This window comes from Sphingomonas panni, assembly GCF_022664435.1.
GTDB lineage: Bacteria > Pseudomonadota > Alphaproteobacteria > Sphingomonadales > Sphingomonadaceae > Sphingomonas > Sphingomonas panni.
Window position 1 is genome coordinate 1 of record NZ_JAKREU010000013.1, and the last position, 24,959, is coordinate 24,959.

The 24,959-nt window shown below is 69.6% G+C and carries 28 protein-coding genes and 1 pseudogene; 11 read left to right on the top strand and 18 right to left on the bottom strand.

The genetic code is table 11. The annotated features are described in order from the left end of the window. From MF609_RS18240 to paoA, 3 genes and pseudogenes are all read right to left on the bottom strand, one after another. Positions 1 to 504, bottom strand: a pseudogene (locus MF609_RS18240) (xanthine dehydrogenase family protein molybdopterin-binding subunit); the annotation flags it as partial. 4 nt (positions 505 to 508) lie between these two features. After that, the gene (locus MF609_RS18245; RefSeq protein WP_242417503.1) at positions 509 to 1,459 is read right to left on the bottom strand and encodes an FAD binding domain-containing protein; all 951 of its coding nucleotides are present in this window, start codon (positions 1,457 to 1,459) and stop codon (positions 509 to 511) included. Then, positions 1,456 to 2,097: an aldehyde dehydrogenase iron-sulfur subunit PaoA gene (gene paoA, locus MF609_RS18250; RefSeq protein ID WP_242417504.1), complete on the bottom strand. Its 642-nt coding sequence runs from the start codon at positions 2,095 to 2,097 to the stop codon at positions 1,456 to 1,458. Before paoA ends, MF609_RS18245 begins: the two co-directional genes overlap by 4 nt. 152 nt (positions 2,098 to 2,249) lie before the next feature. Here paoA and MF609_RS18255 point away from each other — a divergent pair, with 152 nt between their 5' ends. From MF609_RS18255 to MF609_RS18270, 4 genes are all read left to right on the top strand, one after another. Further along, complete coding sequence (locus tag MF609_RS18255; RefSeq protein ID WP_242417505.1) at positions 2,250 to 3,587, top strand: chloride channel protein; 1,338 nt, start codon at positions 2,250 to 2,252, stop codon at positions 3,585 to 3,587. Between the two features lie 242 nt (positions 3,588 to 3,829). Continuing rightward, positions 3,830 to 4,261 carry a hypothetical protein gene (locus MF609_RS18260; protein ID WP_242417506.1) on the top strand — a complete coding sequence of 144 codons (432 nt, stop codon included), beginning with the start codon at positions 3,830 to 3,832 and terminating at the stop codon, positions 4,259 to 4,261. 208 nt (positions 4,262 to 4,469) lie between these two features. Further along, a complete protein-coding gene (locus MF609_RS18265) occupies positions 4,470 to 6,488 on the top strand; it encodes a TonB-dependent receptor (protein ID WP_242417507.1) in 2,019 nt (672 codons plus the stop codon). Positions 6,489 to 6,490: 2 nt separating this feature from the next. Next, positions 6,491 to 7,627, top strand: coding sequence for a PepSY-associated TM helix domain-containing protein (locus MF609_RS18270; protein WP_242417508.1), 1,137 nt, complete (start codon positions 6,491 to 6,493; stop codon positions 7,625 to 7,627). Here the strand turns inward: MF609_RS18270 and MF609_RS18275 are convergent. Genes MF609_RS18275 through MF609_RS18295 form a run of 5 tightly spaced genes read right to left on the bottom strand, consistent with a single transcriptional unit; the run spans position 7,560 to position 11,931 of the window. Beyond that, positions 7,560 to 8,804 carry a copper resistance protein B gene (locus tag MF609_RS18275; protein WP_242417509.1) on the bottom strand — a complete coding sequence of 415 codons (1,245 nt, stop codon included), beginning with the start codon at positions 8,802 to 8,804 and terminating at the stop codon, positions 7,560 to 7,562. The two genes, MF609_RS18270 and MF609_RS18275, sit on opposite strands and share 68 nt — an antisense overlap. Next, positions 8,801 to 10,597: a copper resistance system multicopper oxidase gene (locus tag MF609_RS18280; RefSeq protein WP_242417510.1), complete on the bottom strand. Its 1,797-nt coding sequence runs from the start codon at positions 10,595 to 10,597 to the stop codon at positions 8,801 to 8,803. Before MF609_RS18280 ends, MF609_RS18275 begins: the two co-directional genes overlap by 4 nt. 31 nt (positions 10,598 to 10,628) lie before the next feature. Further along, the gene (locus MF609_RS18285; protein ID WP_242417511.1) at positions 10,629 to 11,222 is read right to left on the bottom strand and encodes an RNA polymerase sigma factor; all 594 of its coding nucleotides are present in this window, start codon (positions 11,220 to 11,222) and stop codon (positions 10,629 to 10,631) included. Next, positions 11,219 to 11,656 carry a periplasmic heavy metal sensor gene (locus tag MF609_RS18290; protein ID WP_242417512.1) on the bottom strand — a complete coding sequence of 146 codons (438 nt, stop codon included), beginning with the start codon at positions 11,654 to 11,656 and terminating at the stop codon, positions 11,219 to 11,221. Before MF609_RS18290 ends, MF609_RS18285 begins: the two co-directional genes overlap by 4 nt. Then, positions 11,653 to 11,931 (bottom strand): hypothetical protein, encoded by a 279-nt coding sequence (locus MF609_RS18295; protein WP_242417513.1) that lies wholly within the window; start codon positions 11,929 to 11,931, stop codon positions 11,653 to 11,655. Before MF609_RS18295 ends, MF609_RS18290 begins: the two co-directional genes overlap by 4 nt. 128 nt (positions 11,932 to 12,059) lie before the next feature. On the opposite strand from MF609_RS18295, the gene copC reads away from it, so the two are divergent. Together copC and copD are read left to right on the top strand one after the other, a co-directional pair. Then, positions 12,060 to 12,413, top strand: coding sequence for a copper homeostasis periplasmic binding protein CopC (copC, locus tag MF609_RS18300; RefSeq protein WP_242417514.1), 354 nt, complete (start codon positions 12,060 to 12,062; stop codon positions 12,411 to 12,413). Between the two features lies 1 nt (position 12,414). Next, a complete protein-coding gene (gene copD, locus MF609_RS18305) occupies positions 12,415 to 13,335 on the top strand; it encodes a copper homeostasis membrane protein CopD (protein ID WP_242417515.1) in 921 nt (306 codons plus the stop codon). Positions 13,336 to 13,379: 44 nt separating this feature from the next. On the opposite strand, the gene MF609_RS18310 is transcribed toward copD, so the two are convergent. Continuing rightward, on the bottom strand, positions 13,380 to 13,634 hold the full coding sequence (locus MF609_RS18310; RefSeq protein ID WP_242417516.1) for a hypothetical protein: 255 nt from the start codon (positions 13,632 to 13,634) through the stop codon (positions 13,380 to 13,382). A gap of 3 nt (positions 13,635 to 13,637) precedes the next feature. Continuing rightward, positions 13,638 to 14,342: an NAD-dependent deacylase gene (locus MF609_RS18315; RefSeq protein WP_242417517.1), complete on the bottom strand. Its 705-nt coding sequence runs from the start codon at positions 14,340 to 14,342 to the stop codon at positions 13,638 to 13,640. A 194-nt stretch (positions 14,343 to 14,536) separates the two neighbouring features. On the opposite strand from MF609_RS18315, the gene MF609_RS18320 reads away from it, so the two are divergent. The 3 genes from MF609_RS18320 to katG all read left to right on the top strand — a co-directional run bounded on the left by MF609_RS18320 (position 14,537) and on the right by katG (position 18,032). Beyond that, the gene (locus MF609_RS18320; RefSeq protein WP_242417518.1) at positions 14,537 to 15,280 is read left to right on the top strand and encodes a DUF4198 domain-containing protein; all 744 of its coding nucleotides are present in this window, start codon (positions 14,537 to 14,539) and stop codon (positions 15,278 to 15,280) included. Between the two features lie 21 nt (positions 15,281 to 15,301). Next, positions 15,302 to 15,670 (top strand): hypothetical protein, encoded by a 369-nt coding sequence (locus MF609_RS18325; protein ID WP_242417519.1) that lies wholly within the window; start codon positions 15,302 to 15,304, stop codon positions 15,668 to 15,670. A gap of 127 nt (positions 15,671 to 15,797) precedes the next feature. Beyond that, on the top strand, positions 15,798 to 18,032 hold the full coding sequence (gene katG / locus MF609_RS18330; protein ID WP_242417520.1) for a catalase/peroxidase HPI: 2,235 nt from the start codon (positions 15,798 to 15,800) through the stop codon (positions 18,030 to 18,032). Positions 18,033 to 18,224: 192 nt separating this feature from the next. On the opposite strand, the gene MF609_RS18335 is transcribed toward katG, so the two are convergent. Beyond that, positions 18,225 to 19,589, bottom strand: a complete 1,365-nt coding sequence (locus tag MF609_RS18335) for an NAD-dependent succinate-semialdehyde dehydrogenase (protein WP_242417521.1) — start codon at positions 19,587 to 19,589, stop codon at positions 18,225 to 18,227. Positions 19,590 to 19,827: 238 nt separating this feature from the next. Between MF609_RS18335 and MF609_RS18340 the strand changes: the two genes are divergently transcribed. Then, positions 19,828 to 20,145 (top strand): hypothetical protein, encoded by a 318-nt coding sequence (locus MF609_RS18340; RefSeq protein WP_242417522.1) that lies wholly within the window; start codon positions 19,828 to 19,830, stop codon positions 20,143 to 20,145. Positions 20,146 to 20,214: 69 nt separating this feature from the next. Here MF609_RS18340 and MF609_RS18345 read toward each other — a convergent pair whose 3' ends face one another. From MF609_RS18345 to MF609_RS18355, 3 genes are all read right to left on the bottom strand, one after another. Then, positions 20,215 to 20,709 (bottom strand): DUF427 domain-containing protein, encoded by a 495-nt coding sequence (locus MF609_RS18345; protein WP_242417523.1) that lies wholly within the window; start codon positions 20,707 to 20,709, stop codon positions 20,215 to 20,217. Further along, on the bottom strand, positions 20,706 to 21,053 hold the full coding sequence (locus MF609_RS18350; RefSeq protein WP_242417524.1) for a thiol-disulfide oxidoreductase DCC family protein: 348 nt from the start codon (positions 21,051 to 21,053) through the stop codon (positions 20,706 to 20,708). The genes MF609_RS18345 and MF609_RS18350 overlap by 4 nt, the downstream gene beginning before the upstream one ends. Before the next feature lie 230 nt (positions 21,054 to 21,283). Next, complete coding sequence (locus MF609_RS18355) at positions 21,284 to 21,853, bottom strand: LuxR C-terminal-related transcriptional regulator (protein ID WP_242417525.1); 570 nt, start codon at positions 21,851 to 21,853, stop codon at positions 21,284 to 21,286. A gap of 118 nt (positions 21,854 to 21,971) precedes the next feature. Here MF609_RS18355 and MF609_RS19920 point away from each other — a divergent pair, with 118 nt between their 5' ends. Continuing rightward, complete coding sequence (locus tag MF609_RS19920) at positions 21,972 to 22,100, top strand: hypothetical protein (RefSeq protein ID WP_277991349.1); 129 nt, start codon at positions 21,972 to 21,974, stop codon at positions 22,098 to 22,100. A gap of 5 nt (positions 22,101 to 22,105) precedes the next feature. On the opposite strand, the gene MF609_RS18360 is transcribed toward MF609_RS19920, so the two are convergent. The 4 genes from MF609_RS18360 to MF609_RS18375 form a co-directional block, all read right to left on the bottom strand. After that, positions 22,106 to 22,246 carry an entericidin A/B family lipoprotein gene (locus MF609_RS18360; RefSeq protein ID WP_084401825.1) on the bottom strand — a complete coding sequence of 47 codons (141 nt, stop codon included), beginning with the start codon at positions 22,244 to 22,246 and terminating at the stop codon, positions 22,106 to 22,108. 65 nt (positions 22,247 to 22,311) lie between these two features. Then, positions 22,312 to 23,223: a hypothetical protein gene (locus tag MF609_RS18365; RefSeq protein WP_242417526.1), complete on the bottom strand. Its 912-nt coding sequence runs from the start codon at positions 23,221 to 23,223 to the stop codon at positions 22,312 to 22,314. A gap of 39 nt (positions 23,224 to 23,262) precedes the next feature. Beyond that, complete coding sequence (locus tag MF609_RS18370; RefSeq protein ID WP_242417527.1) at positions 23,263 to 23,445, bottom strand: hypothetical protein; 183 nt, start codon at positions 23,443 to 23,445, stop codon at positions 23,263 to 23,265. Next, the gene (locus MF609_RS18375; protein ID WP_242417528.1) at positions 23,442 to 24,959 is read right to left on the bottom strand and encodes a PAS domain S-box protein; all 1,518 of its coding nucleotides are present in this window, start codon (positions 24,957 to 24,959) and stop codon (positions 23,442 to 23,444) included. Before MF609_RS18375 ends, MF609_RS18370 begins: the two co-directional genes overlap by 4 nt.

The following is a 24,959-nucleotide window of genomic DNA, read 5'->3' on the forward strand; positions in this document are numbered from 1 at the left end:
TTCGAAATCGCCGACGCGCGCTTCGGGCTTGCCGTCGTCGCCGGGGGCGGGCTTGGCGGATTGCAGACCTTCCTCCAGGTCGAACCGCCCCTTGGCCCGCGCATAATCCACGCGGACGAGGTTGGCGGCGGCGCGCGCCTGTTCGAACGTGTCGGCGACGACCAGCGCCACCGCCTGGTGATAATGGTCGACCGAGGGGCCGGCGAGCAGCTTGACGGTGTTCATCCGCCCCTTGCCCAGCGGCCCCGCGCTGTCGGCGGTGACGACCGCCAGCACGCCCGGCGCGGCGCGCGCGGCGGCGAGGTCGATCGAGCGGATACTGCCCTTGCCGACGCCCGCGCCGACGATCACGCCGTACGCGGCGTCCGGCACGTCGCGGGCATGTTCGAAGGCATAGGGGGCGAGGCCGGCGACCTTTTTCGGGCCGTCGATGCGGGTGCGGGCGCGGCCGACGACCTGTTGCCGGTCGATCGGGTTGGTGCCGGCGGGGGTTTCGAACTTCATGGGGTTACCCCTTCGCCTGCGCGATGACGGAGGCCAGCGCGCGGGTCGCGAGCGGCAGCTTGAATGCATTGTCCTTGGTCGGCGTCGCGCCCTGGAACGCGCGCGCGGTGACGGCGGCGGCCCCCTGCGGCAACAGGGCGTCGGCCGCCTCGACCCGCCACGGGCGGGGGGCGACGCCGCCGAACGCGACGCGGCCGGTGCCGTCGCGCTGGATCACCGCCGCGACCGATACCAGCGCATAGGCATAGGAGGCGCGGTCGCGCACCTTTTCATAGAAATGCTTGCCGCCCAGGGGGCGGGGCAGGGTGACGGCGGTAATCAGCTCGCCGGGCTTCAGCACCGTATCCTGATCGGGGCGGTTGCCCCATAGCCGGTGGAATTCGGCGATCGGGATGCGCCGCGTGGCGCCGCTGCCGTCGACCGTCTCGATGACCGCGTCGAGGACGCGCATCGCAACCGCCATGTCGCCGGGAAAGGTCGCGATACAGTCGCTCGATACGCCGATCACGCCCAGTTGCCGCGAATAGCCGCCGATCGCGGCACAGCCGGTGCCCGGCTTGCGCTTGTTGCACGCCATGTTGGTGTCGTAGAAATAGGGGCAGCGGGTGCGTTGCAGCAGGTTGCCGGCGGTCGTCGCCTTGTTGCGCAGCTGGCCCGAAGCACCGGCGACGATCGCGCGGGTCAGCACGGCATAGTCGCGGCGCACCCGGTCGTCGGCCGCCAGATCGGTGTTGCTGACCAGCGCACCGATGCGCAGGCCCCCGTCCGACGTCTTTTCGATCCGGTCGAGCTTCAGCTCCTGCACGTCGATCAGATGCGCCGGCGTCTCGATCTCCAGCTTCATCAGGTCGAGCAGGTTGGTGCCGCCGGCGATGAACTTGGCCCCCGGCCGGGTGGCGACGATCCGCGCGGCCTCGGCCGGGTCCTTCGCGCGTTGGTAGGTGAAAGCTCTCATGCGCCCGCGACCTCCGCCATGGCATCGGCAATGTTGGAATAGGCACCGCAGCGACAGATATTGCCGCTCATCCGCTCGCGCAGTTCCATGTTGCTGGCCTGCGGCTTCTTGGTCAGGTCGCCCTGCACATGGCTGGGGATGCCGCGCCTGATCTCGTCCAGCACGGCGACCGCCGAACAAATCTGGCCCGGCGTGCAATAGCCGCACTGATAGCCGTCATGCTTGACGAACGCCGCCTGCATCGGGTGCAGCTTGTCGGGCGTGCCCAGCCCCTCGATGGTGGTGATCGCATCGCCTTCGTGCATCACCGCCAGCGTCAGGCAGCTGTTGATCCGCTTGCCGTCGACCATCACCGTGCAGGCCCCGCACTGGCCATGGTCGCAGCCCTTCTTGGTGCCGGTCAGCTTCAGATGTTCGCGCAGCGCGTCGAGCAGGGTGGTGCGCGTGTCGAGCGTCAGCTCGGCCGGGCGGCCATTGACCTGCATCCGCACCGTCATCGTCGGCGGGGCAGGGGCGGGGGTCGCGCCCGCCGTCCCGGCCTGCGCCGCCGCCATCGGGCTGGCCGCCAGCGCCGCGCCCGCCGCCCCGGCGGTCAGCACGCCCCGGCGCGATAGTTCGAAATCGGACGTGTCGCCCATGATATGAATTCCCGTTGGCCCCGAATGCTGCGCAGGATACGTCGCAGCGAAGATCATAACGCGCGCGAACCGGAATTGGATGCGCGGGCGATGGCGTTCGTACGGTAGCGCGCCGGGGTGACGTACCGGGTGAATGCGCCTAGGGACGACGGATGGCAGCCCCTTCCCCCCGGTACGGCGTGGCGCGGCGCTGGACCCCCGCACGGTTCCGCGCGCTGTTGCGCACCAGCGGCCCGCAATCGGTCCAGTTCCGCACTCGCAGCGCGATCCTGGCCGGGGCGATCCTGATCGGCATCGTCGCGACGTTGTTCGCCGAGGCATCCGACCGGGCGGGCGAGCTGTTCCACGATTATGCGTCGGCCAACCGGTGGTGGCCGCTGCTGACGACGCCGCTTGCCTTCATGGCGCTGGTCGTGCTGACGCGGCGATACGCGCCGTTCGCGCGCGGGTCGGGCATTCCGCAGGTGATCGCGGCGCAGGCCGATCCGAACCGCGCGACCGCGACGCTGATCTCGGTCCGCACCGTCGTCGCCAAGGCGGCGCTGACCATCGGCGCGGTGCTGGGCGGGGCTTCGGTCGGGCGCGAGGGGCCGACGGTGCAGCTGGCCGCGGCGGTGATGGGGCTGACCCACCGCTTCCTGCGCGTGCCGCTGCGTGGCGGGGTGCTGATCGCCGGGGGCGCGGCGGGGGTGGCGGCGGCGTTCAACACGCCGCTGGCCGGGTTGTTGTTCGCGATCGAGGAACTGGCCTCGGCCTATGAACAGCGCGTCACGCTGCTGGTACTGGCCGCGATCGTCATCGCCGGCATGGTCGCGCAGTCGGTGCAGGGCGACTATATCTATTTCGGCGCGATCGGCGCGCATATGTCGCTCGGCTCCGCGCTGGTGGTGGTGCCGGTCGCGGGCGTGCTGGGCGGCATGTCGGGCGGGCTGTTCTCGCGCATCCTGCTGGCCATGGCGACCGGGCGGAACCGGGTGACGATGTGGGCGCGGCGATATCCGGTGTGGTTCGCCGGGATCTGCGGCGGGATCGTCGCCGGGCTGGGCGTCGCCACCCAGCTGACCTGGGGCACCGGCTATTCGGCGGCGCGGGCGATGATCGTCGGGGTCGATGCGCCGCTATGGTTCGGGCCGGCCAAGCTTGTCGCGACCGCCGCGACGGCGGTGGCCGGGCTGCCCGGCGGCATCTTCGCCCCGTCGCTGGCGGTGGGGGCGGGGGTGGGCAACCTGCTGCGCGAAGTATTTCCGGGCGAACCGGCCAGCGCGGTCGTGATCCTCGGCATGGTCGCCTATTTCGTCGGCGTGGTCCGCGCGCCGCTGACTGCGGTCATCATCCTGACCGAGACCACCGCGAGCCGGGGGTTGATGCTGCCGATGTTCGCCACCGCCTTCATCGCCGATTTCGCCAGCCAGTGGGTGTGCCGCGAAAAGCTGTACCACGGCCTTGCGCAGGGCTTCGCGCTGCCGCCGGTGGAGAAGGGCGCGGCATAGGGTCAATCGATCTGCAGCGACAGCCGTCGATTTTCGTCATTCCCGCGCAGGCGGGAATCCATAACCGCCGATGTTTCTGCTGGATTCGCAACGCTGGCGCCTATGGACTGCCGCCTGCGCGGGAGTGACGATGGGCGAGAGCATGGTCGTCCAGCGTCCACCGGATTGAATGTCGATCGGTTCTGGCCGGCGGGACAGAATGTCCCAGTGACAGCGCGCGCCCGTATCGCTAGCGACGGGGCGTGCAGCCTTTCCGGCACCTCCTGGCGCAACGCCATCTCGCCGCATTGCTGCTGGCGGCGGCGCTGCTGCTCAAGCTGCTGGTGCCGACCGGTTACATGATCGCGGTCGACCACGGCCGGCTGTCGATCATCGTCTGTCCGGGCATGACGCCGCAGCCCGCGCCGATGGCGATGGCCGGCATGGACCATGGCATGGCCCAGGACATGGCGATGCGGCACGATCCGGGCAAGCCGGCCGACCATGGCAAGGCGGAGATGCCCTGCGCCTTTGCCGGGCTGTCGGCGCAGGTGCTGGGGGCGGTCGATATCGTCCTGCTCGCCATCGCGCTCGCCGTCGTGGCGGCGATGGCGTTGCGGGGGCGGCCGGTCGTCGCGCCGCGCGATGCGCCCCGGCTGCGCCCGCCGTCGCGCGGACCGCCGCTCGCCGCCTGATCCGCCGACCGGGCAACCGGGGGCACGCGTTCGCTTTGCAGGGGCGGTCGATCCGCCCGCGTGCGCTCGTGCCCGTGATTCCGCGCGGCGGCTGATCCTTCCGATCCTTTAGCGTCGCCCCGGCACGAACCGGGGCTTCGTGCGGCTGCCGTTTCGCGCCCGAACCGTGGGGGCGGGCCGCCGCGCACCCTTCTCCACCGGAGATTGCATGACCAACACCTGTTCGATGGTGGCGCTTTCCGCCGCCTGCCTGTTCGCCGCGCCGCCATCGGCCGCGCAGTCCGACCCCGCCCGCGCCGATACCCAGGTCACGATCGGCGGCGACGAGATCGTCGTGACCGCGAAATCAATGGCGCGCGCCACCGCCAATGTCCTGACCTCGGTCGATATCCTGTCGGGCGACGTCGCGCAGCGGCAGAATGTCGACAATGCGTGGGAGCTGTTCGCACGGCTGCCCGGCGTCGTCCTGACCGATTTCAACCAGGGGACGACCTCCGGCCGCTTCTCGATCCGGGGGTTCAACGGCGAGGGGGAGATCAACGCGGTCAAGCTGCTGATCGACGGCGTGCCGGCCAACGACAATGCCGGACGGATGGACTTCATCGACCTCGTCGCGCCGATCGACATCGCCTCGGTCGAGCTGGTGCGCGGCACGTCCGACCCGCGCTGGGGTCTGCACGCGATCGCCGGCAGCGCGGACATCAGGACGCGGATCGGCGGCACCTACCTCGATGCGCGCGCCATCGCCGGTGCGTTCGGCACCTATGACGCCCAGGCGTCGGGCGGCGTCGAGACCGGGCGGCTCAGCCAGAACTACCTGCTCGCCTATCGCCGCACCGGCGGGTTTCGCGACCATGCCGATCTCGACCGGCTGAGCTTCGCGGGCAAATGGTTCTACGACTTCGGCCCCGCCAAACTGGGCCTGATCGCGCGCCACGGCCGAAGCGAAGCGGACGAGCCGGGCTATCTGACCGATGCCGATATCGGCACGAACCGGCGACGGTCCTATGCGGTATCGGCGACCGATGGCGGCCGGCGGGAACTGAGCCAGTACAGCCTGCACCTCGACGCCGATCTGGCGCGCGACCTGTCGCTGACCGCGACCGGCTATGCGACGGCCAATCGCGACAATCGCTATGTCCGCTTCTCCGCCAATGTCGCGCAGCAGCAGCGGCTGACCGGCGAGGACCATCATGGCGTCGTCGCGGGCCTGCACTGGCACGCCGCCGACTGGCTGATGGCGGAGGCGGGCGGCGACATGCAGTGGCAGCATAACCGCAGCCAGCGCTGGACCACCGACCGCCGGATCGCCGTCGCCGCGACCCGCGACCAGGATTTCGACCTGCGCGTCGGCGGGGCCTATGTGCAGGCGATCGTGACGCCGCTGCGCTGGCTGACGGTCACCCCGGCGTGGCGCGTCGACCGGGTGGGGGGCAGCTTCACCAACCGGCTGAACGGGCGCGCCTATCCGGTCAACGACTATGGCACGATCCACCAGCCCAAGCTGTCGGTGGCGGTGACGCCGGTCGCGGGGCTGACCGCCTATGGCAATTTCGGGCGGACGTTTCAGATCGGCGCGGGGTCGGGCGCCTATGTCGTGCCGCCGCGCGTGCGCGACGTCGCGCCGTCGATCAACGAAGGCTATGAGGCCGGGGTGAAGCTGGCGCAGGGCCGCTGGCTGACCGCGCGCGCCGCGCTGTGGCAGCAGACCGCGACCGGCGAGCTGAAGCGGCGGCTGAACGATCCGTCGGGCGAGTTCGACAATCTGGGCGCGACGCGGCGGCGCGGCATCGACCTGGAGGCGAGCGTGCAGCCGCTGCCCGGCCTGTCGCTCTGGGGCAGCTGGTCGCACCAGCGGGCGGTGATCCGCGTGGCCGATCCCGCCGCGCCGACGACGCAGGGGAACGAGATCGACCATGTGCCCCGCAACGTCACCACCGCCGGGATCGAATGGGCACCCAAAAGCCTGCCATGGCGTGCCTCGCTCTGGGGCAATGGCCAGTCGTCCTACGAACTGACCACCGCCAACGATCGGGGGCGCTATGGCGCCTATTTCCAGCTTACCGCCGAGCTGGCATGGGCGGTGACGCCCGCCGTCGAGCTGTCGGCACAGCTGCGCAACCTGACCGACGATCGCTATGCATATGTCTGGTATGACGGGACGCAGCGGCTGCACGCGCCGGCCGATCCGCGCAGCGTGTTCGGTGCGGTCCGGGCGCGGTTCTGACCATGCGGGTCGCGCTGCGGCGGGTGCATCTGTGGCTGGGGCTGACGCTCGGGCTGTTGTTCGCCGTCATCGGGCTGACCGGATCGGCGCTGGTCTTCTATGTCGGTATCGACGAAGGCCTGCATCCGCCGAGCCGCAGCGATGCGGCGGCCCCCGCGCCGGGATGGGGGGCGCCTGTATGGGACCGGGCGCTGGCGACCGGCCGCGCGGCCGGCTTCGACCCGGCGGGCAAATGGTCGTTCGAGGCGACGGGGGAGGGCGGGGCGATCCCGGCGCGCTATTATCCGCCGTCCGCCCCCGGCATCCGCCACCCGCCGCGCCTGATGGTGTGGTTCGCGCCCGATGGCCGCCGCATCGTCCGCGTGACGCCATGGGGCGGCTATCTGATGAGCTGGCTGTACGAACTGCATATGCAGCTGCTGGCCGGGGAGGTCGGCGGGCAGGTCGTCGGTTGGTCGGGGGTCGCGATGCTGGTGCTGCTCGCCACCGGCATGGTCGCGTGGTGGCCGCGCGGTAGCTGGGGCAAGGCGCTGGCCTATAAGCGGAGCGCCGTGCCGATCCGGCGGCTGCACGACCTGCACAAGCTGACCGGGGTGGGGGCGGGGCTGTTGCTGGCGATCGTGACCGCGACCGGGGTGATCCTCGCGCTGCCGGTGGTGAAGGAGGCGCTGTTCGGCCCGGCCCCGGCGCCGCCGGCGCGGGGGCAGGGGGGCAGCGGCCCGCCGGTCCCGCTGGTCCGCGCGCTCGCCGTCGCGCGGGCGGCCGTGCCCGATGCGCGGCTCGTGTTCGTCGATGCGCCGGGGAATGCCAATCAGCCCTATCGCGTCCGGGTGCAGGTGCCGGGCGACCCGCATCGCCGCTTTCCCGGCAGCTATGTCTTCGTCGACCAGCGCAGCGCGCGGGTGGTCGCGGTGCAGGATATGCGCAGCGGCGGCATCAGCAGCGCGATCAACGCCTGGGTCCGCCCGCTGCACGACGGATCGGTCGGCGGAATGCCGGTCCGCATCCTCGCGGTGCTGGTCGGGATCGCCCCGGCGATGCTGTTCGTGACCGGGCTGCTGCGCTGGCGGATCAGAACCAGGCCCGCACGCCCAGCACGACGCTTACGCCGCCGGTCTCGTCGCCCCGCGCCCGGCTGAACCGCGCGGTCTCGCCGAACTGCCGTTCCCACGACACGCCGATATAGGGGGCGAATTCGCGGCGTCCCTCATAGCGCAGGCGCAGTCCCGCCTCCATGTCGGACAGCCCTGCGCCGGTGCCGGTCGCGCGGACGTCCTGTGCCGACAGGTTCGCCTCGATCCGGGGTTGCAGCACGACATAGTTGGTGATGCGCTGGTCGTAATAGCCCTCGACCCGGCCGAGCAGCTCGCCTTTGGTCGACAGGAACAGCGCGCCGCCGACCTCGAAGAACCCTGGTGCCAGCCCCTCGATCCCCAGCGTCGCATAGGTGCGCGTGGGGGTGGGGCGGATATCGTGGCGGATGCCGGCCTGCAGGTTCCAATAGGGGTCGAGCGCGCGCGAATAGAGCGCCTGCGCCTCCGCCTTGCCCAGCGCGCCGCCGAACGCCCCTTCGCCCTCGGACTTCAGCCACAGCCGGTGGATATCGCCGCCGACCCAGCCCTGCCCTTCCCAGCGATAGCCGTCGCGGCCCGCGCGCAGCTGCACCTCGGCAATGTCGGCGAGGAGCATGGCGAAGGTCATGCCGCCATGTTCGCGGCGCAGCACGTCGTCGCGGACGGCGGCCATCGCCCCGGCCCCCCAGAAACGGTCGGCGAGATGGTCGCCGAACGGGGCGGGGGCGGGCTTGTCGCCGGGCGGCAGGTCGGTGCCGACCGGATCGCCGCCCATGCCCGCCATCGCCGCCATGTCGTGCCCCGCATGTGGGTCGGGGGCGGTCATGCCCGCCATGTCGTGGCCGGCATGGGGGTCCGCAGCGGCATCGGGCTGCATCTGCGACATGTCGTGGCCAGCGTGGGGGTCGGCAGCGGCGTCAGGCTGCTGCATCGTGGACATGTCATGGCCGGCGTGCGGATCGGCGGCGGCCGGCTCCGGCGCGGGCATCGCCATGCCCGGCATCGCCGACATGTCGTGGCCCGCATGGGGATCGGGTACCGTCGCCGCCTTCGCGGGGCGCGCCGTCGCGCGCCTGGCGGGGGCGGCGGGTTTCGGCTTCGCGGCGGGCTTGCGCACCGGCTTCGCTACCGGGCGGGCGGGCATCGTCATGCCCGGCATGTGCATATGGGGGTCCATCGCCTGGGCGAGCGCCGGGGCGGGGGCGAGCGCGGCGACGCCGGCGAGCAGCGCGACGCGGATCATGCCGCCGCCTCCACCCGGCGGACCTGCACGACGCGCATCATGCCCGCGTGCATGTGATAGAGCATGTGGCAGTGGAACGCCCAGTCGCCTTCCTCGCCGGTCACGTCCCAGCTGACCGTGCCGCCGGGCTGGACCAGCACGGTATGCTTGCGCGGGGCATGATCGCCCTTGCCGGTCACCAGTTCGAAGAAATGGCCGTGGATATGGATCGGATGGCCCATCATCGTGTCGTTGACGAGCGTCACGCGCACCCGTTCGCCGTGCAGCAGCGTGATCGGATCGGGTCCCTCCGACAGCTTTTCGCCGTCGAAGCCCCACATATAACGTTCCATATTGCCGGTCAGGTGCAGCCGGATCTCGCGTTCCGGCGCGCGAACGTCGGGGTTGCGCTCCAGCGCGACCAGGTCGCGATAGGTCAGCACGCGGTGGCCGACATCGGCAAGGCCCTGTCCCGGCTCCCCGGTACGATCGACCGGCATGGGGGAAATGGTCTGCACGCCGGGACCCTTGCGTACCTCCGGCGCATTGGAAAAGTCGCGCATGTTCATGTCGCCCATCGCCATGCCGGTCATGGGCGAAGCGGTGGGTGCCGCCGGGGCCGCCGCGCCATGGTTCATCGTCGAATGGTCCATGCCGGCCATGTCGCCGCCGCCATGGTCCATCCCCGCCATGCCGCCATGGTCCATCCCCATGTCCTTCATCGTGGCGAGGGGGCGGGGGCGCAGCGGCGGCACGACCGCCGCCATGCCGACGCGCGGGGCGAGGGTCGCGCGGGCCATGCCCGATCGGTCGATGCTCTCGCCGACCACGCTATAGGCACGCAGGTCGTTCGGCACGACGATCGCGTCATAGGTTTCGGCCGGGCCGAACTGGAACTCGTCGATCTCGACCGGGCGCACGTTCAGCCCGTCGGCGGCGACGATCGTCATCGGCAGTCCCGGTATCCGCACGTTGAACGTGGTCATCGCCGAGGCGTTGATGAAGCGCAGCCGCACCCGTTCGCCCGGCGTGAACAGCGCGGTCCAGTTGTCCTGTGGCCCATGGCCGTTGACCAGATAGGTATAGGTGGAGCCGGTCACGTCGGCGACGTCGGCCGGGTCCATCCGCATCGCGCCCCACATCGCGCGTTCCTTCGCCGACTGGTCGCGCCCGGCGAGCAGCCCGGCCAGCGTCTGGCGCTGGCGGTTGAAATAGCCCGGCTCCTTCTTCAGCCGGTCGAACAGCATGTGCGGATGGCGGAAACTGTGGTCGGACAGGACGATCACATGCTCGCGGTCGAACGCCACCGGATCGGCGTCCTTCGGATCGATCACGATCGGGCCGTACAGCCCCTCCTGCTCCTGCAACCCCGAATGGCTGTGATACCAATAGGTGCCGCTCTGGATCACCGGGAATTCATAGGTGAAGCGACCGCGCGCCGGGATGCCGGGAAAGGACACGCCCGGCACGCCGTCCATCTGGAACGGCAGCAACAGCCCGTGCCAGTGGATCGAGGTCGGCTCGTCCAGCGTGTTGACGACCGTGATCCGCGCCTTCTGCCCCTCGCGCAGGCGGACCAGCGGGGCGGGGGAGGTGCCGTCGATGCCGATCGCATGGGCCATGCGCCCGTCGATATGGCGCATATGGTGGCCGACGGTCAGGGTGATGTCGTCGCCCGACACGGTCGGCAGCGGCGCGGCGAGGCCCCCCGATCCGCTCCGCGCCCAGGCCGGCCATGCCCCGGCCAGCGCGACCGCGCCGCCGCCCAGCGTGGCACCGCGCAACAACTGGCGGCGATCGAGAACAGGCGACATGCACACTCCTGAAACGTGACGATATCCTGCCTTACGCGCCCGGTCCGCCGCCCCCTTGGCCGCCGCGCAGTTTTTCGGTCAGCGCGACGCGGGCGCGGTAGATGCGGGTCTCGACCGCCTTGGCCGAAATGCCGAGCGTCGCGGCGACCTCCGCCTGCGGCAGGCCGTCGATGGTGTGGAGGATCAACGGGGTCTTGAGCGTGTCGGGCAGCGTCGCGATCGCACGCGTCACCTGGTCCAGTTCCTGCCGGTCGGCGGCTTCGTCGTCGATCGCCACCGCGTCGTGCGCGACCGTCTCCGCCTGCGTCGCATGGTCGAACCCGAACGACAGGAACCGCCGCACCGCCCGCCGCCGTGCCCAGTCGCGGCATTTGTTGAGCGCGATGGTCGACAGCCATGCCTGCATCGCGCGCGTGCCGTCATAGCGCCCGAGCGCCCGGTGCGCGGCGACGAAGGTTTCCTGCACGATGTCCAGCGCCTCGTCCGCCTCGCCGGTCCACGCCCGCGCCACGCGGAACACCGGCGCGCGATAGCGGCGCAATATCTCGGCAAAGGCCGGCTGCCGCCCGGCGAGGCTCAGCGCCGCCAGATCGCCGTCGGACAGGGTGGACCAGTCGACGCTCACTCCCGACCGTCGGTCAGCGCCTTGACCACCGCCGCGTCGAACCGGGCCGCCTGGTCGGGGCGCAGCAGCCGGCGCATGGCGAACAGATGTTCCAGCGTCGCCTTTTGCAGCGCGCCCATCGCCATGTGGCTCCGGTCGACGGCGGCGGTCACGCGCGGGCCGGCGGCATGTTCGGCGGCGATCGCTTCGGCGAGCCGCGCATTGGCGGCGCGCAGGTCGAGGTCCAGCGCGCGACGGCGCGCGGCGAACTGCGTCTCCAGCGCCTCGATCCGGCGTTCCTGTTCGGCGTCGAGCGACAATTGATGGTGCAGCACATCGTGCAGCGCCGCGCCCCCGGCATCGTGTTTCGGCAACAGCGCCCGCCCGACGAACACCCCGCCGACCGCCGCGACGAACGACAGCACGATGCACAGCGCCAGGCGCAGGTTCCTCATTCGCCGACCAGCAGCGTGGAGGGGGCGAGCGGCGATCCGCCCGACAGCGGCGCCAGCAACGCCGCCGGCTGCGCGGTCGCGGGCAGCTCGCCGCCGACCATGCCGAGCGTCAGTGCGGCGGCGGCCACCGCGACGAACGCCACGCCGCCGCGCGCGGCGACCGGGCGCGTGCCGATCCGCGCCAGCACCTGCGCATCGATCGCGTCCAGCGCATCGGGGGGGGCGGCCCCGGCCAGCCTTGCCAGCGTCCTGTCCAGATCGTCCATGCCGTTCATCCAATAGCTCCTGCCACGCGATACGCGCCGCGACCCCATTCCCCTCATGCCGAAAAAGCGGCGCCGGGGTGAGGGGTGGCCACGCGCCCCGCGTACCCGTCAGCGAACCATATCAGGGAGCGACCGACATGAAACGCATTCTGGCCCCGGCCTTCGTCCTGTTCGCGCTGGCCGGCACGGCACAGGCCCATCCGAAGCTGGTCGCCGCCAGCCCCGCCGCCAATGCGGTCGTCGCCACGCCGCAGCGGATCGAGCTGCAGTTCAGCGAGGCGCTGGTCGCGCAGTTTTCGGGCGCGGACCTCGTCATGCCCGAACATGGCGGGATGAAGGTGCCGGTGACCGCCAGCGTCGCGAAGGACGGCCGCACGCTCGTCCTGACCCCGCGCACGCCGCTGACCGCCGGGCGCTACAGCGTCGCATGGCATGTCGTATCGGCCGACACCCATCGCATCGCCGGCACCACCGCCTTCACGGTCAAATAAGGTGGAGGCCGACGGGTCGCTGATCGCCGTCCGCTTCGCGCTCTATGCGACGCTCAGCGGCCTGTTCGGCCTGTCGGCGTTCGGCCTCCACGCGCTGCGCGGTGTCGCGCGGGGCCGGGCGTTGGCGTGGCGGTGGTGGCTGACCGGCCTTGCGCTGGCCGCGCTGGCGCTGTCGGCGGTGGCGATCGCGCTGCTGGCGGCGGCGATGGCCGGCACCGCGCCATGGCCGGTCGATCTCGCGACGATCGCTATGCTGCTGACCGGATCGGCGACCGGGACGGCGTGGATCGTGCGGATGGCCGCGCTCGGCATCGCCCTGGCGGCGGCGCTCACGTCGCGCGGCGGCGGGCGATCGCTGGCTAGGGTCGCCGCCGCCGGGGCGGTCGCGCTGGCGACGCTGGCATGGACCGGGCACGGCGCGATGGACGAAGGGGCCGCCGGGTGGGTCCATCTGGTCGCCGATATCCTGCACATGCTCGCAGGGGGGGCATGGATCGGCGCGCTGCTCGGCCTGATCCTGATGGTCGTGCGCCCGGGCGATGCGGCGCATCTGCGCGCGACGCATGGCGCGCTGCACGGCTTTGCGGCGACCGGCACGATATTGGTCGCGTGCGTCGTGGCGACGGGGCTGGTCAACGGCGCGCTGCTGGTCGGGGTCGCGGGCCTGCCGCGGCTGTTCACCACGCTCTACGGGCAGCTGCTGCTGGCGAAGGTCGCGCTGTTCGGCGTGATGCTGCTGCTGGCGGCGCTCAACCGCTTCCGCCTGACCCCGGCGTTCGACCGCGCGATCATGCGGGGCTATACGGCGCGCGCGCGGGGCGCGTTGCGGCGCAGCCTGGTGCTGGAGACCGGCTGCGCCGTCGCGATCCTCGCGCTGGTGGCATGGCTCGGCACGCTGGAGCCGCCCGCATCGCTCGCCTGAGCCGCGGCGGCTCGACACCGATAACAAAGATTATGTAAAACCGGTCAGCTCTCGACCAGCTCCACCACCTCGAAATCATAACGCTGCCATCCCCGCTGCCGGGCGGCGTCGCGGGTCGCGGCCTGTTTGCCGGTCGCTTCCTTCAGCGACGCGGCATGGCCCCAGAATACTTCGGTCTTCCCGTTTTCCAGCACCGCGACGATCCGCCAGAAATGGGTGAAGGGCGCGTTGGTCGGGCCGATCGTCTTGACCCAGCCATCGGCCATGGTCGCGGTCAGCAGGCGCTTGCGGCGGGCCATGGGTCAGCGCGCGGCCAGCAGCGCATCGACCCAGGCCGGCACCAGCTCGCCCGCCGGCCCCAGGCGGCTTTCGTCGAACATCGCCGATCCGGCCGAGCGTTCGAGGTTCAGTTCCAGCGTCGCCGCCCCCCGCTCGCGCGCCCATTGGACGAAGCCGGCGGCGGGATAGACCGCGCCCGACGTGCCGATCGACACGAACAGGTCGCACGCGCCGATCGCGTCGACGATCCGGTCCATCCGGTACGGGATTTCGCCGAAGAACACGATGTCGGGCCGCAGCGCCGCCGCGCCGCAAGCCGCGCACGCGCTGCCCGGCGGCAAGGCCCCCCGGTGCGGGGTCCGCGTACCGCATGCCGCGCACAGCGCCGAACACAGCTCGCCATGCATGTGCAGCAGCCGCGTCGCCCCGGCGCGTTCGTGCAGGTCGTCGACATTCTGCGTCACGATCAGCAGCTCGCCGGTCCATGCCCGGTCGAGCCGCGCCAGCGCGTGGTGCGCCGCATTGGGTTCCACCCCGCCGAGCGCCGCACGGCGCAGGTCGTAGAAGCGGTGGACCAGCGCGGGATCGCTCCGCAGCGCCTCGGGCGTGCAGACATCCTCGACCCGGTGCCCTTCCCACAGCCCGCCGGGGCCGCGAAAGGTGGCGATGCCCGATTCGGCGGAAACGCCGGCACCGGTCAGGACGACGATGTTGCGGATCGCGTGCATGGCCGCTGCTGTAGGGCAGCGCCGACGCGGCGGAAAGGGTCGCGCGCGATACGACAGATTCTCCCGCCATAACCAATATGCACGGCATGGTGCGCCTGCCGGCCGAGCGAAATCGGGAATTAACGCCGGTCGCGCGCCATCATGCTGCTGCGCATACCGGGTCGCCCGCCGGCGATCCGCGAAGGGGGAACGACATGACGAGGATCAGGCTGTTCTGGACCGCCGCCGCCGTGACGGCCGGCATCATCGCACCCACGCTGGCCGGGGCGCACGGCATCTGGTTCGCGCAGCGCGCCAAGCAGATCGCGATCATCTACGGCATCGGCGCCGACGACCTCGAAGCGGTCAAGCGCCAGCCCGCGATGGAACAGGTACAGGCATGGGATGCCGACCTGAACCCGATCGGAGCGACGCTGCGCACCAACGGCGCGCTGGTGGTGGTCGATACCGACGCCCCGCCGGCCCTGGTCAGCGCGGTGCTGCAGAACGGCACCTGGTCGAAGCTACCCGACGGCGAATTCGTCAAGAAGCCGAAGGACGAGGTGCCGAACGCGGTCAAGAGCGAGACGACGATCAAATACGCCACCTCGATCCAGGGGCCGCTGGCGAAGCCCGTGCCGCTGATCCCGGCACAGCTGCTGCAGATCGTGCCGGTCGGCGCATTGCCGACGAAGCTCGGCACGCCGATGACCTATCGCGTCTATTTCAAGGGGCAGCCGGTGGCGGGCGCGACCGTCATCAACGACATGGTCAACGACCCCGACGCCGCCGAAGTCGCGACCAAGGCCGACGGCACGGTGACCCTGCCCGTTCGCAACCAGGGGCTAAACGTCCTGCGCGCCGTCTATGTCTCGCCCAGCGACCGGCCGACCAAGATCGACCATTACGAACATACCGCGACGCTGGCGTTCACCCTGCCCCACGCCCCCGAACAATGACCCCCTAGCCGGAGAATTGCCATGAAGCACATGCTGTTCGCGCTCGCCCTCACGCTGGTCGCCACCCCCGCCCTCGCCCATGGCGACGACAAGCCGCGCCATGGCGGGCAGGTCGTCGAAGTCGGCGAAACCGTCTTCGAACTGGTCCGGGCCAAGGCCGGCGTCTCGCTCTATGTCATGGAGGATGGCGACGAGGTGGCCGCCGCCGGGCAGATGGCCAAGCTGATCGTGACGACCGGCGCGAAGCGGCAGGAGCTCGCGCTGACGCCCGCCGCCGGCAACCAGTTCGTGGCGAAGGGGGCGAGCATCCCCGCCGGGTCGAAGGTCGGCGTATTGCTGATCGACCGCGCGACGCAGGCGCGGCAGACCGCGACCTTCACCGTCGAATGAGGGCGGCGCCCGTTCGGGACGAACCGTGCGGCAATCGAGTTTTCCGCCAAGTGTGAACGAGACAATCGCTTATCGTCCCCGCGCTTAAGGGGTTAGGCTGCGCGCCATTCTGATGGAGAGCCAAGACATGGACGCGAAGACCGGAGAGATGAGTGGCTGCCCGATCCACAAGCCGAACACGGTTCGGTCGCTGCTGGGCCGGACCAACCGCGACTGGTGGCCCGATGCGCTGCCGCTGGAAGTGCTCAACCAGGGCGGCACCTCGCCCGACCCGATGGGCCACGAATTCGACTATGCCGAGGCGTTCAAGCAGCTCGACTATCACGGGCTGAAGGCCGACCTGACCGCGCTGATGACCGACAGCCAGCCTTGGTGGCCGGCCGATTACGGCAATTATGGCGGCCTGTTCATCCGCATGGCGTGGCACGCCGCCGGCACCTATCGCACCGCCGACGGGCGCGGCGGCGCGAATAGCGGGCAGCAGCGCTTCGCCCCGCTCAACAGCTGGCCGGACAATGGCAATCTCGACAAGGCGCGTCGCCTGTTGTGGCCGATCAAGCAGAAATACGGCAAGAATATCAGCTGGGCCGACCTGTTCATCCTGGCCGGCAACGTCGCGATCGAGAATATGGGCGGGCCGGTGTTCGGCTTCGGCGGCGGTCGTGCCGATGTGTTCGAACCGGAAAAGGACATCTACTGGGGGTCGGAAGAGCAGTTCGTCGGTCACCCCGACAACAAGACCCGCATCCTGCCCGAGGAAGAGCTGGAACTGGAACAGCCGCTCGCCGCGATCCAGATGGGCCTGATCTACGTCAATCCGGAAGGTCCGGGCGGCGTGCCCGATGCGATGCAGTCGGCGCGCGACATCAAGGAAACCTTCGCCCGGATGGCGATGAACGTCGAGGAAACGGTCGCGCTGACCGCCGGCGGGCATACCTTCGGCAAGGCGCATGGCGCCGGCGATCCGACCTTGGTCGGGGAATCGCCCGAGGGTGCCGATATCTCGCTGATGGGCCTGGGCTGGACCAACAGCTTCGAAAGCGGGATGGGCGAGCATACCACCACCAGCGGCATCGAAGGCGCATGGGTGAACACCCCCACCGAATGGTCGGGCAATTATTTCCGCCTGCTGCTCGATTACGAATATGAACTGGTGCGCAGCCCGGCCGGTGCCAAGCAGTGGCAGCCGATCAACCAGAAAGAAGAGGACATGGCCCCGGCGGCGCATGATCCGAACCTGCGCGTGCCGACGATGATGACCACCGCCGACATGGCGCTGAAGGTCGACCCCGAGATGCGCGCCATTTCGGAGAAGTTCCGGAACGACCATGAAGCGTTCAAGGACGCCTTTGCCCGCGCCTGGTTCAAGCTGACCCACCGCGACATGGGGCCGAAGGTCCGTTACCTCGGGCCGGAAGTGCCGGAAGAGACGCTGATCTGGCAGGACCCGGTTCCCGCCGGCACCACCCCGTCCGATGCGGATGTGGCGGCGTTCAAGGCGAAGATCCTCGATGCCGGCTTCTCGGTCGGGCAGCTGGTCAAGACCGCCTGGGCATCGGCATCGACCTATCGCCGGTCGGACCATCGCGGCGGTGCCAATGGCGCGCGCATTGCCCTCGAGCCGCAGCGCGGGTGGAAGGTGAACGAGCCGGAGGAACTGGCCGCGATCCTCGCGAAGATCGGCGAGCTGAAGGGCAGCCTGTCGCTGGCCGACGCGATCGTGCTGGCGGGCAATGCGGCGGTCGAGAAGGCGGCGAGCGATGCCGGCTTCGCGGTCGACGTGCCCTTCACCGGCGGGCGCGGCGATGCGACGCAGGAATGGACCGATGCCGACAGCTTCGCGGTGATGGAGCCGGTCGCCGATGGCTTCCGCAACTTCCTGAAGACCAAGCACACGGTGAAGACCGAGGAACTGCTGCTCGACCGCGCGTCGCTGCTCGGCCTGTCGGTGCCCGAACTGACCGTGCTGGTCGGCGGGCTGCGCGTGCTGGGTGCGAACTATCAGGACGCACCGGAGGGCGTGTTCACCGACCGCAAGGGGCAGCTGACCAACGATTTCTTCGTCAACCTGCTGAACAACGACACCTTCTGGAAGGTGGTCGACACCAGCGCCGACGAAGAGTTCATCGGCTATGACCGCGCCGGGCAGCACGAGCGCTGGCGCGCGACGCGCACCGACCTGATCTTCGGGTCGAACAGCCAGCTGCGCGCGGTGGCCGAAGTCTATGCCGAAAACGGCCATGAAGAGAAGTTCGTCCGCGATTTCGTCGCGGCCTGGACCAAGGTGATGAACGCCGACCGCTTCGACGTCGTGCAGAAGTCCGACAGCGTACAGCCGATCGGGGTCGCCGAACCGGCCTGATCCTTCGCGCGTATCGGTAATGGCGGCGGCGCGGGAGCGATCCCGCGCCGTCTGCTTTTGGGGGTAAGGTTTCCTAGCAAAACCCGTCACCCCGGACTTGATCCGGGGTCCCGCTTCTTGTCCACCGTGGGCAGTAGAAGCGGGACCCCGGGTCAAGCCCGGGGTGACGATAGTGTAGGCCAGGTGCCCGCTCTACCCCCGGAACACCGTCTTCAGGTTCATGAACTCGTGCAGCCCGAACGGCCCCAGCTCGCGGCCATGGCCCGATCGCTTGATGCCGCCGAACGGTGCTTCGGGCGAGGAGGCCAGCATCTGGTTGATGGCGGTCATCCCCGCCGCGATATCGCGGACGAAGCGGTCCTGTTCGCCGGCATCCTGCGTCCATACCGCCGATCCCAGCCCGAACGGGATGGCATTGGCGATGCGGATCGCGTCGTCGATATCGGCGGCGCGGAAGACCATCGCGATGGGGCCGAAGATTTCTTCCGCCATCAGCGGGCTGTCGAGCGGCACGTCGGTCAGGATGCCGGCGGTCAGATAGGCACCGGGCAGGTCGGGTTTTTCCCCACCGAACAACAGGGTCGCGCCCTGCCGCTGTGCCTCGGCCAGCTGTGCCACCACCGTGTCGCGCTGTTCGAAACTCGACAGCGGCCCCATGTCGCTCGCCGGATCGGTCGGGTCGCCCGCCTTCACCGCGCGCATCGCCGCCGAGAAACGGTCGAGGAACGCGTCGTAGATGTCGGCATGGACGATCATCCGCTTGGCGCAGATGCACGACTGGCCGCTATTCTGGATACGCCCGGTCACCGCCGCCTTTACCGCCGCGTCGAGATCGGCCGAGGGCATCACGACGAACGGGTCCGACCCGCCCAGTTCCAGCACGACCTTTTTCAGATTCCGCCCGGCCTGTTCGGCGACGGCGATCCCCGCCCCCTCGCTGCCGGTCAGCGTCACCGCGACGATGCGGTCGTCGGCGATCAGGTCGGGGATGGCCGACGACTTGATCGCGAGGTTCTGGAACAGTCCGTCGGGCGCGCCGGCGTCGCGCGTCATCTCCTCCATCAGCGCCGCGACGCCCTGCACGATGCTGGCGTGTTTCAGCAGCGCGACATTGCCGGCGAGGATGGTCGGAGCGAGGAAGCGGACCGCCTGCCAATAGGGGAAGTTCCATGGCATGATCGCCAGCACCGGCCCCTGCGGCAGCCACGTCACCTCGGCCGTGCCGCCGCTGCTCAACGGGGTGCGTTGCGGCGCCAGCATCGCCGGGCCGTGATCGGCATAATGGCGGAAGGCGGCGGCGCATTTGTCGACCTCCGCCAGCGCGGATTTCAGCGTCTTGCCCATTTCGTCGGTCGCCATGCGGGCGAGCCGGTCGCGGTTCGCGTCATAGGCGTCGGCGATACGGCGCAAAAGGGCCACACGCTCGTCGATCGGGGTCACGCGCCAGCGGTCGAACGCGGTGGCGGCCAGCGCGACCTTCTGCTCGATCTGCTCGGCGGTCAGTTCGGCATGGGTCGCGATCTGCTCCCCGGTGGCGGGGTTGGTGCTGTGGAACAAGGGGCCTCCGGGGGGCGGACAAGGGGGAATGGGGGCTAAACGTCGCTTGGCGGGACCGGTTGCGACGCGCGGTCGCCAAGACTTGGGGAAATTCGCTGTCGATTGGCGGGGAATCCCACAGCTACAATTGTAGTCATGTGCTAGGTTATTGATATTGCTATATTCTAAAAACTGGCACGGCGGGTGCAATGTAGTCGGCATCACCGGAAACCAACCGGAAAATCAGGGAGCCACCATCATGACCGTCATCCGCACCATCGCTTCGATCGTCCTCGGCCTGGCCGCGACCACCTCGGCCTTCGCCGCCGAACCGAACGCCGCCCCGGCCCCTGCCCCGTCGCCCGTCGCGGTCGCCGCCGGCGCTTCGGTCGGGACCAGCATCACGCTCGCCGCCGGTGCCGCCGCCGTCGCCGCCGCGAAGAAGGCCTCGCCCAACGCCCGCTATTGCTTCCGCACCGAAACGACCGGCAGCCGCATCCTGGTCCCGGTGTGCAAGACCCGCGGCGAATGGGAAGCCCGCGGCGTCGATCTCGACCGGGCGCTCGCCGGCCGCTGATAGCGCCGCTACCCCCTGCCCCGCGCCTCGGCCGCCCCTGCTGCACCCGCAGCGGGGGCGGTGTCGCGTCTACCAGCCCATGGTACCCGGCGGTCCCTTGAATGGACCGGCAAGGTCGGGGGTGATCCATCCGCCATAGAAACCGCCCGGCTGCGGCGTGACCGGGACGCCGTCGACGGTGCAGCGGTCGAACGGCCCGGCATAGAAGGCGATGTGGTCGCGCAACGATCGGAACGCCGGGGTCGGATCGGCATAGCTCCACCCGACCCGCGGCAGGACGATGCCGTCGACCACCACGTCCCAATAGCGCGCCTGCCCCTTCCACTCGCACAGCGACCGGCCGGGCGCGGGACGCAGCAGGTCCATCGCGATATCGTCCGGGGGAAGATAATAGCTGGGCGGGTGGCTGGTCTCCAGCGTGCGGACCGCGCGGGTCGTATCGGCGATCATGACGCCGCGATGCTCGATCCGAATGCGCCGGTCGCACGGTTCGGCGATGGCGGGGCGCGGGAAATCCCACACGCTGACCTGCCCCGGCGCGACCGGATCGGGCCGCACCCTCATCGCACCCAGCGTTGCAGCATCGGGCGGACGTGAAGGAAACGCAGGTACAACGCCTCCAGCCAGCGCAGCACCACCCGGTTGCGCGCGGCAAGGCCGAACGGACGCAACAGCGGGATCGCCCGCCACATCGCCGCGAACGCCGCCGCGCCCGACAGCAGCTGGCCGTCCTCGCGCGCATGGAACCGCGCCAGCAACAGCCTGCGGTCGATGGGGCATGCCGCTTCGGACGAACCGACATCGATGAAGACGATCCGCCCCCGCCGGTCGAGCCGACGCATCACCGCGATCTCGCGCGCGCACAACGGGCAGCTGCCGTCGAACCAGACGGTCAGCGGCTCAGCCATGGTTGAGCCGATAGAACAGGAGCAAGGCAAGGATCGCCATCAGCAGTACGACGCCCAGATAGGTCATCAGCATCTTGGCAGGGCGGGGCATGTTAGCGCAACCTTTTCCGATATCGGGGTTGCAAGATGGGGGCGGTCGCCGCCGATGCATCTGTACCTTGGGACAGGTGGCGCCGGGATATGGTCCGGCATCGCGTTCGCCCGACGCGTCGCCTGCGTGACCCGACCCCCTACAGCCCCTGTTCCACCGCCATGCGGATCGCTTCGGCCACGGTGCGGCATCCCAGCGCCTGCAGCATTTCCGACCGGTGCAGCTTCACCGTCCGTTCGCTGATGCCCAGTTCCCACGCGATCTGCTTGTTGAGCAGCCCGCGCATCACCCGGTCGAGCACGTCGCGCTGGCGCGGGGTCAGCGCCGCGATGCGCGCGGCGGCGTCGCGGTTCGATGGCGTCCCCACCTCGATCTGCGACCCCAGCATATAGCGCAGCGCGCCGTCCTCGCCGAACAGCGGGGCGAGCATCACCGCGTTGCGGAACGGGGTGCCGTCCTTTTTGTAGTTCAGTACCTCGACCAACGTCGCGCGGCGTTCGCGCACGGCGGCGCGCAGTTCCTCGGTCGCGGCTTCCTCGGTATCGGCGCCGCGCAGGAAACGGCAGTTGCGGCCGAGGATTTCCGCCTCGCTATAGCCGGTCAGGTCGATGAACGCCTGGTTGCACGCGATGATCGGCGTGTCGGGCAGGTTGGGGTCGCTGATCACCGCGGCGATCGCGCTTCCGGTAATCATCTCGCTCGGTACCATGGCCCTGCCGCCTGCGGTTGCCGACCCGGGCGGGCGGCTTCGTCATCGCCTTTGCACCGCTAAACGCCGGTCGGCAATATCGTGTCCCTGCCGCGCGTTACGACAGCGTTACGACATCATGACGCCGGTCATCGTCGTCACCGCGACCACGTCGGCCGGCTCCGACGGCAACGGCGCGACGGTTGCCCGCCGCGCCGTCCGTACCTGCAACGCTCCCGCTCCGCCCGGCAAGGGGCGGCGCGGGTAGTCACTTTACTTCTTGTCCTGGCCCGAGGCGCCCGACACGGCCGATCCGGCCGAACGCAGGTCCTTGCCCGCGCCGTTGACGGTGTTGCACGCGCCAAGCGTGACCGATGCGGCCAGTACCAGCCCGAGGGCGATCTTCTTCGTCATCTCGCTATCTCCCATGCGATGGATTGGATGCGGCGGGCCAGATACGCCGGCCCGCCGCGACACACTCAGCGCAGCCGGCGGCGGGTGGCCGCCGTTGCACCGAACCCGGCCGCCGCCGCGCCGACCAGCAGCGCGAGGACGAGGATGAACGAGGTGCCGGCAGCGGCCCCGGCCGCCTTGTCGGTCGCCGACTTGGCGGTGGCGACGGCCTCGTTCTTGGTCTGGACGAACTGCGCCTTGGCGCGCGTCACCTGCGCCTGCGCCTCGCCGCGGCTGATCTTGCGCTGCGCGGCGACCACGTCGACGATGCGGCTTTCGGCCTGCTGGCCTTCGGCACCGCCACGCGCCAGCGCGGGCAGCTGCTTCGCGATCTCGGCCTGCGCCTGTTCCGGGGTCATCTGCGCCGGATCATTGGGCGCGTCCGACAGATAGGCGGCGGCTTCGCTGCGCACGTCGCGCGCGGCATCCTTCACGTCGCCGGCATCGACCCCGGCCGCCGATGCGGCGACGGGGGCGACCGATGCGGCGGCACCGACCGCGCTGCCCGCCGTGCCCGCGACCGCACCGACCGTGCGGAATGCGCCGCCGATGATGCCGCCGACCGCCGAGGTCAGCAGGTACAGCGTCAGGATCAGCGTGACGCCCCACACGACCAGGCCATGGACCAGTGCGTCGAAACGCTCATGCACGCCCGCAACCCGCGCCGCCGCATAGCCACCCGCACCCAGCGCGATGACGGTGGTGATGAGCCAGTAGAGGCCCGCACCGATGCCGAACCCGGCCGCCCCCGGCGTGGTACCCTCGACCGGATCGACCATCGTCAGCCCGATGCCGGCACCCAGAATGCCCAGCACCAGCTGGATTGCGATGGCCAGCACGACGCCGGCAAAGATCGCCCCCCATGACAGCCGGGTCGCGGTCTTGCCCAGACGCGTCTCATCGATCGGCGCAAGGCCGTTGGTAACATTGGTAGCCATGATGTCTCCTGTTGAACTCCTGCGGTTCGGGGCGCCGGATCAGCGCTCGCCCGTCCCGTCCTCTGCTGCGTCCGGCTTCGTGGCGTCCGGCGCTTGTTTCTGTCTGGCTCCGTCGCGGCGGGCGGTGTCGTCGCCGATCAGCGTGCCGATCGCCTCCAGCACCGATGCCTTCGCTTTCGCCTTGGCCCGTTCGTCGGACGAACCGTTTTTCCCGTCCGTCATGGTGCGGCCTCCTGTTCGCATGGCCGGTCGCGCGCGTCGCCGTCGAAGCCGCGCGCCCGTGCCCAAGCGACGGCCGCGATCCGGCGGTTGACGCCAATCTTGGCATAGATGCGCGCGACATGGTTGCGGACGGTGTTGCCCGCGACATCCAGCGTCCGCGCGATGGTCTTGTCGTCACATCCCCGGCAGATCAGCGCCAGCACCTCTCGTTCGCGCGGGGTCAGGTCGTCGAGTCCGGGGCCGTCATTCGCCGCCTGCGGCGTGCGCAGCCGCGCCAGCTTTTCCATGATCGACCGGCTGAACCAGCTGGTGTCCTTCATCACCGCCTCGATCGCCTCGACCAGTTCCAGCTCGGTGGCCTTGCGCTGGGTGATGTCCTGGAACGCCCACAGCACGCACGCATCGTCGCCGATGCGGATCGCCTCGGTCGAGATCAGGCAGTCGATGACCGCCCCGTCGCGCGCATGGATGCGTACCTCGTGCCCGCGCAGGTCGTGGCCGGCATCGATCGCCCGTTCAATCGTGCGGCGAACCTCGCTGCTCTCCCACAGCTCGACCTCGCCCAGCGGACGGCCGATGATTTCGTCCGCGCCATAGCCGGTCATCGCGGTGAAGCTCGCATTCACCTCGCACAGCAGATGCCCGTCGCGCGCACCGATCGCCAGCGGCACCGGGGCCAGCTGGAACATCCGGGTGAAGCGATCCTCGCTGTGGCGCAGCGCAGCCTGCGCGGTGCGCCGCGGTTCGAGGTCGGCGAAGGTGAACAACATGCATGGCTGTTCGCCCATGTCGATCGGCTGTCCGGCGACGATGACCAGCTTGGTCACGCCGCCGGGCAGTTCCAGTTCCGCCTCCATCTGCGGAATGGTGCGCCCCTCGCCCAGACGTTCCTTCGCAAGGTCGCGCCGCTCGGCCAAGCGCAGCACGTCGATGTCGTACACCGTCCGGGCCAGCACCTGGTCGCGGTCGAACCCGGTCATGTCGAGGAACCCCTGATTGACCTTCACGAACTTCAGGTCGCTCAGGCGGCAGATGACGGCGGGCGCGGGGTTGGCGTTGAACGATTGTTCGAACCGGTCCTCCGCCTCGTACCGCGCCGACACGTCCTGGATGATGAGCACCAGACAGGCAGGTTCGCCGTCGTCGCTGTCGTTCAGCACGAGGCTGCGCACCTGATGGACCCAGCGCGGCTCGTCCTCGCCCGCGACGGTCACCTCGACCACCACTTCGGAAAAACGGTCGCCCGCCACCACCCGCTCCAGCGGATAATCGTCCGCTTCGAGCCGGTGGTTGTTGCGATAGCGCAGCTGGAAGCGCGAGCGATATTCCTCGACCGTCGCGCCCAGCTCGGCGATGTCGCCGACCCCGTGCATCGCCAGCGCGGCATCGTTCGCCCAGAGCAGGCTCTGGTCGGGATCGATCAGGATCACCCCCTCGTCGAGGCCCGCGACGATCTGGCGCAGATGGCGCAGGTCGGCGGTCTCGCGCAGGGACTTGAACGCAGCCTCGTCCAT

Coding starts and splice junctions, on each gene's coding strand:
- paoA (WP_242417504.1), bottom strand. CDS start 2,097: ATGGGCGACACGTCCGATTTCGAACTATCGCGCCGGGGCGTGCTGACC.
- MF609_RS18370 (WP_242417527.1), bottom strand. CDS start 23,445: ATGACGGACGGGAAAAACGGTTCGTCCGACGAACGGGCCAAGGCGAAA.
- MF609_RS19920 (WP_277991349.1), top strand. CDS start 21,972: ATGACGCCGGTCATCGTCGTCACCGCGACCACGTCGGCCGGCTCCGAC.
- MF609_RS18310 (WP_242417516.1), bottom strand. CDS start 13,634: ATGGCCCGCCGCAAGCGCCTGCTGACCGCGACCATGGCCGATGGCTGG.
- MF609_RS18315 (WP_242417517.1), bottom strand. CDS start 14,342: ATGCACGCGATCCGCAACATCGTCGTCCTGACCGGTGCCGGCGTTTCC.
- MF609_RS18320 (WP_242417518.1), top strand. CDS start 14,537: ATGACGAGGATCAGGCTGTTCTGGACCGCCGCCGCCGTGACGGCCGGC.
- MF609_RS18255 (WP_242417505.1), top strand. CDS start 2,250: ATGGCAGCCCCTTCCCCCCGGTACGGCGTGGCGCGGCGCTGGACCCCC.
- MF609_RS18350 (WP_242417524.1), bottom strand. CDS start 21,053: ATGGCTGAGCCGCTGACCGTCTGGTTCGACGGCAGCTGCCCGTTGTGC.
- MF609_RS18290 (WP_242417512.1), bottom strand. CDS start 11,656: ATGAGGAACCTGCGCCTGGCGCTGTGCATCGTGCTGTCGTTCGTCGCG.
- MF609_RS18360 (WP_084401825.1), bottom strand. CDS start 22,246: ATGACGAAGAAGATCGCCCTCGGGCTGGTACTGGCCGCATCGGTCACG.
- MF609_RS18365 (WP_242417526.1), bottom strand. CDS start 23,223: ATGGCTACCAATGTTACCAACGGCCTTGCGCCGATCGATGAGACGCGT.
- MF609_RS18340 (WP_242417522.1), top strand. CDS start 19,828: ATGACCGTCATCCGCACCATCGCTTCGATCGTCCTCGGCCTGGCCGCG.
- MF609_RS18295 (WP_242417513.1), bottom strand. CDS start 11,931: ATGAACGGCATGGACGATCTGGACAGGACGCTGGCAAGGCTGGCCGGG.
- MF609_RS18325 (WP_242417519.1), top strand. CDS start 15,302: ATGAAGCACATGCTGTTCGCGCTCGCCCTCACGCTGGTCGCCACCCCC.
- katG (WP_242417520.1), top strand. CDS start 15,798: ATGGACGCGAAGACCGGAGAGATGAGTGGCTGCCCGATCCACAAGCCG.
- MF609_RS18270 (WP_242417508.1), top strand. CDS start 6,491: ATGCGGGTCGCGCTGCGGCGGGTGCATCTGTGGCTGGGGCTGACGCTC.
- MF609_RS18280 (WP_242417510.1), bottom strand. CDS start 10,597: ATGTCGCCTGTTCTCGATCGCCGCCAGTTGTTGCGCGGTGCCACGCTG.
- MF609_RS18245 (WP_242417503.1), bottom strand. CDS start 1,459: ATGAGAGCTTTCACCTACCAACGCGCGAAGGACCCGGCCGAGGCCGCG.
- MF609_RS18355 (WP_242417525.1), bottom strand. CDS start 21,853: ATGGTACCGAGCGAGATGATTACCGGAAGCGCGATCGCCGCGGTGATC.
- MF609_RS18275 (WP_242417509.1), bottom strand. CDS start 8,804: ATGATCCGCGTCGCGCTGCTCGCCGGCGTCGCCGCGCTCGCCCCCGCC.
- MF609_RS18345 (WP_242417523.1), bottom strand. CDS start 20,709: ATGAGGGTGCGGCCCGATCCGGTCGCGCCGGGGCAGGTCAGCGTGTGG.
- MF609_RS18265 (WP_242417507.1), top strand. CDS start 4,470: ATGACCAACACCTGTTCGATGGTGGCGCTTTCCGCCGCCTGCCTGTTC.
- copC (WP_242417514.1), top strand. CDS start 12,060: ATGAAACGCATTCTGGCCCCGGCCTTCGTCCTGTTCGCGCTGGCCGGC.
- MF609_RS18375 (WP_242417528.1), bottom strand. CDS start 24,959: ATGGACGAGGCTGCGTTCAAGTCCCTGCGCGAGACCGCCGACCTGCGC.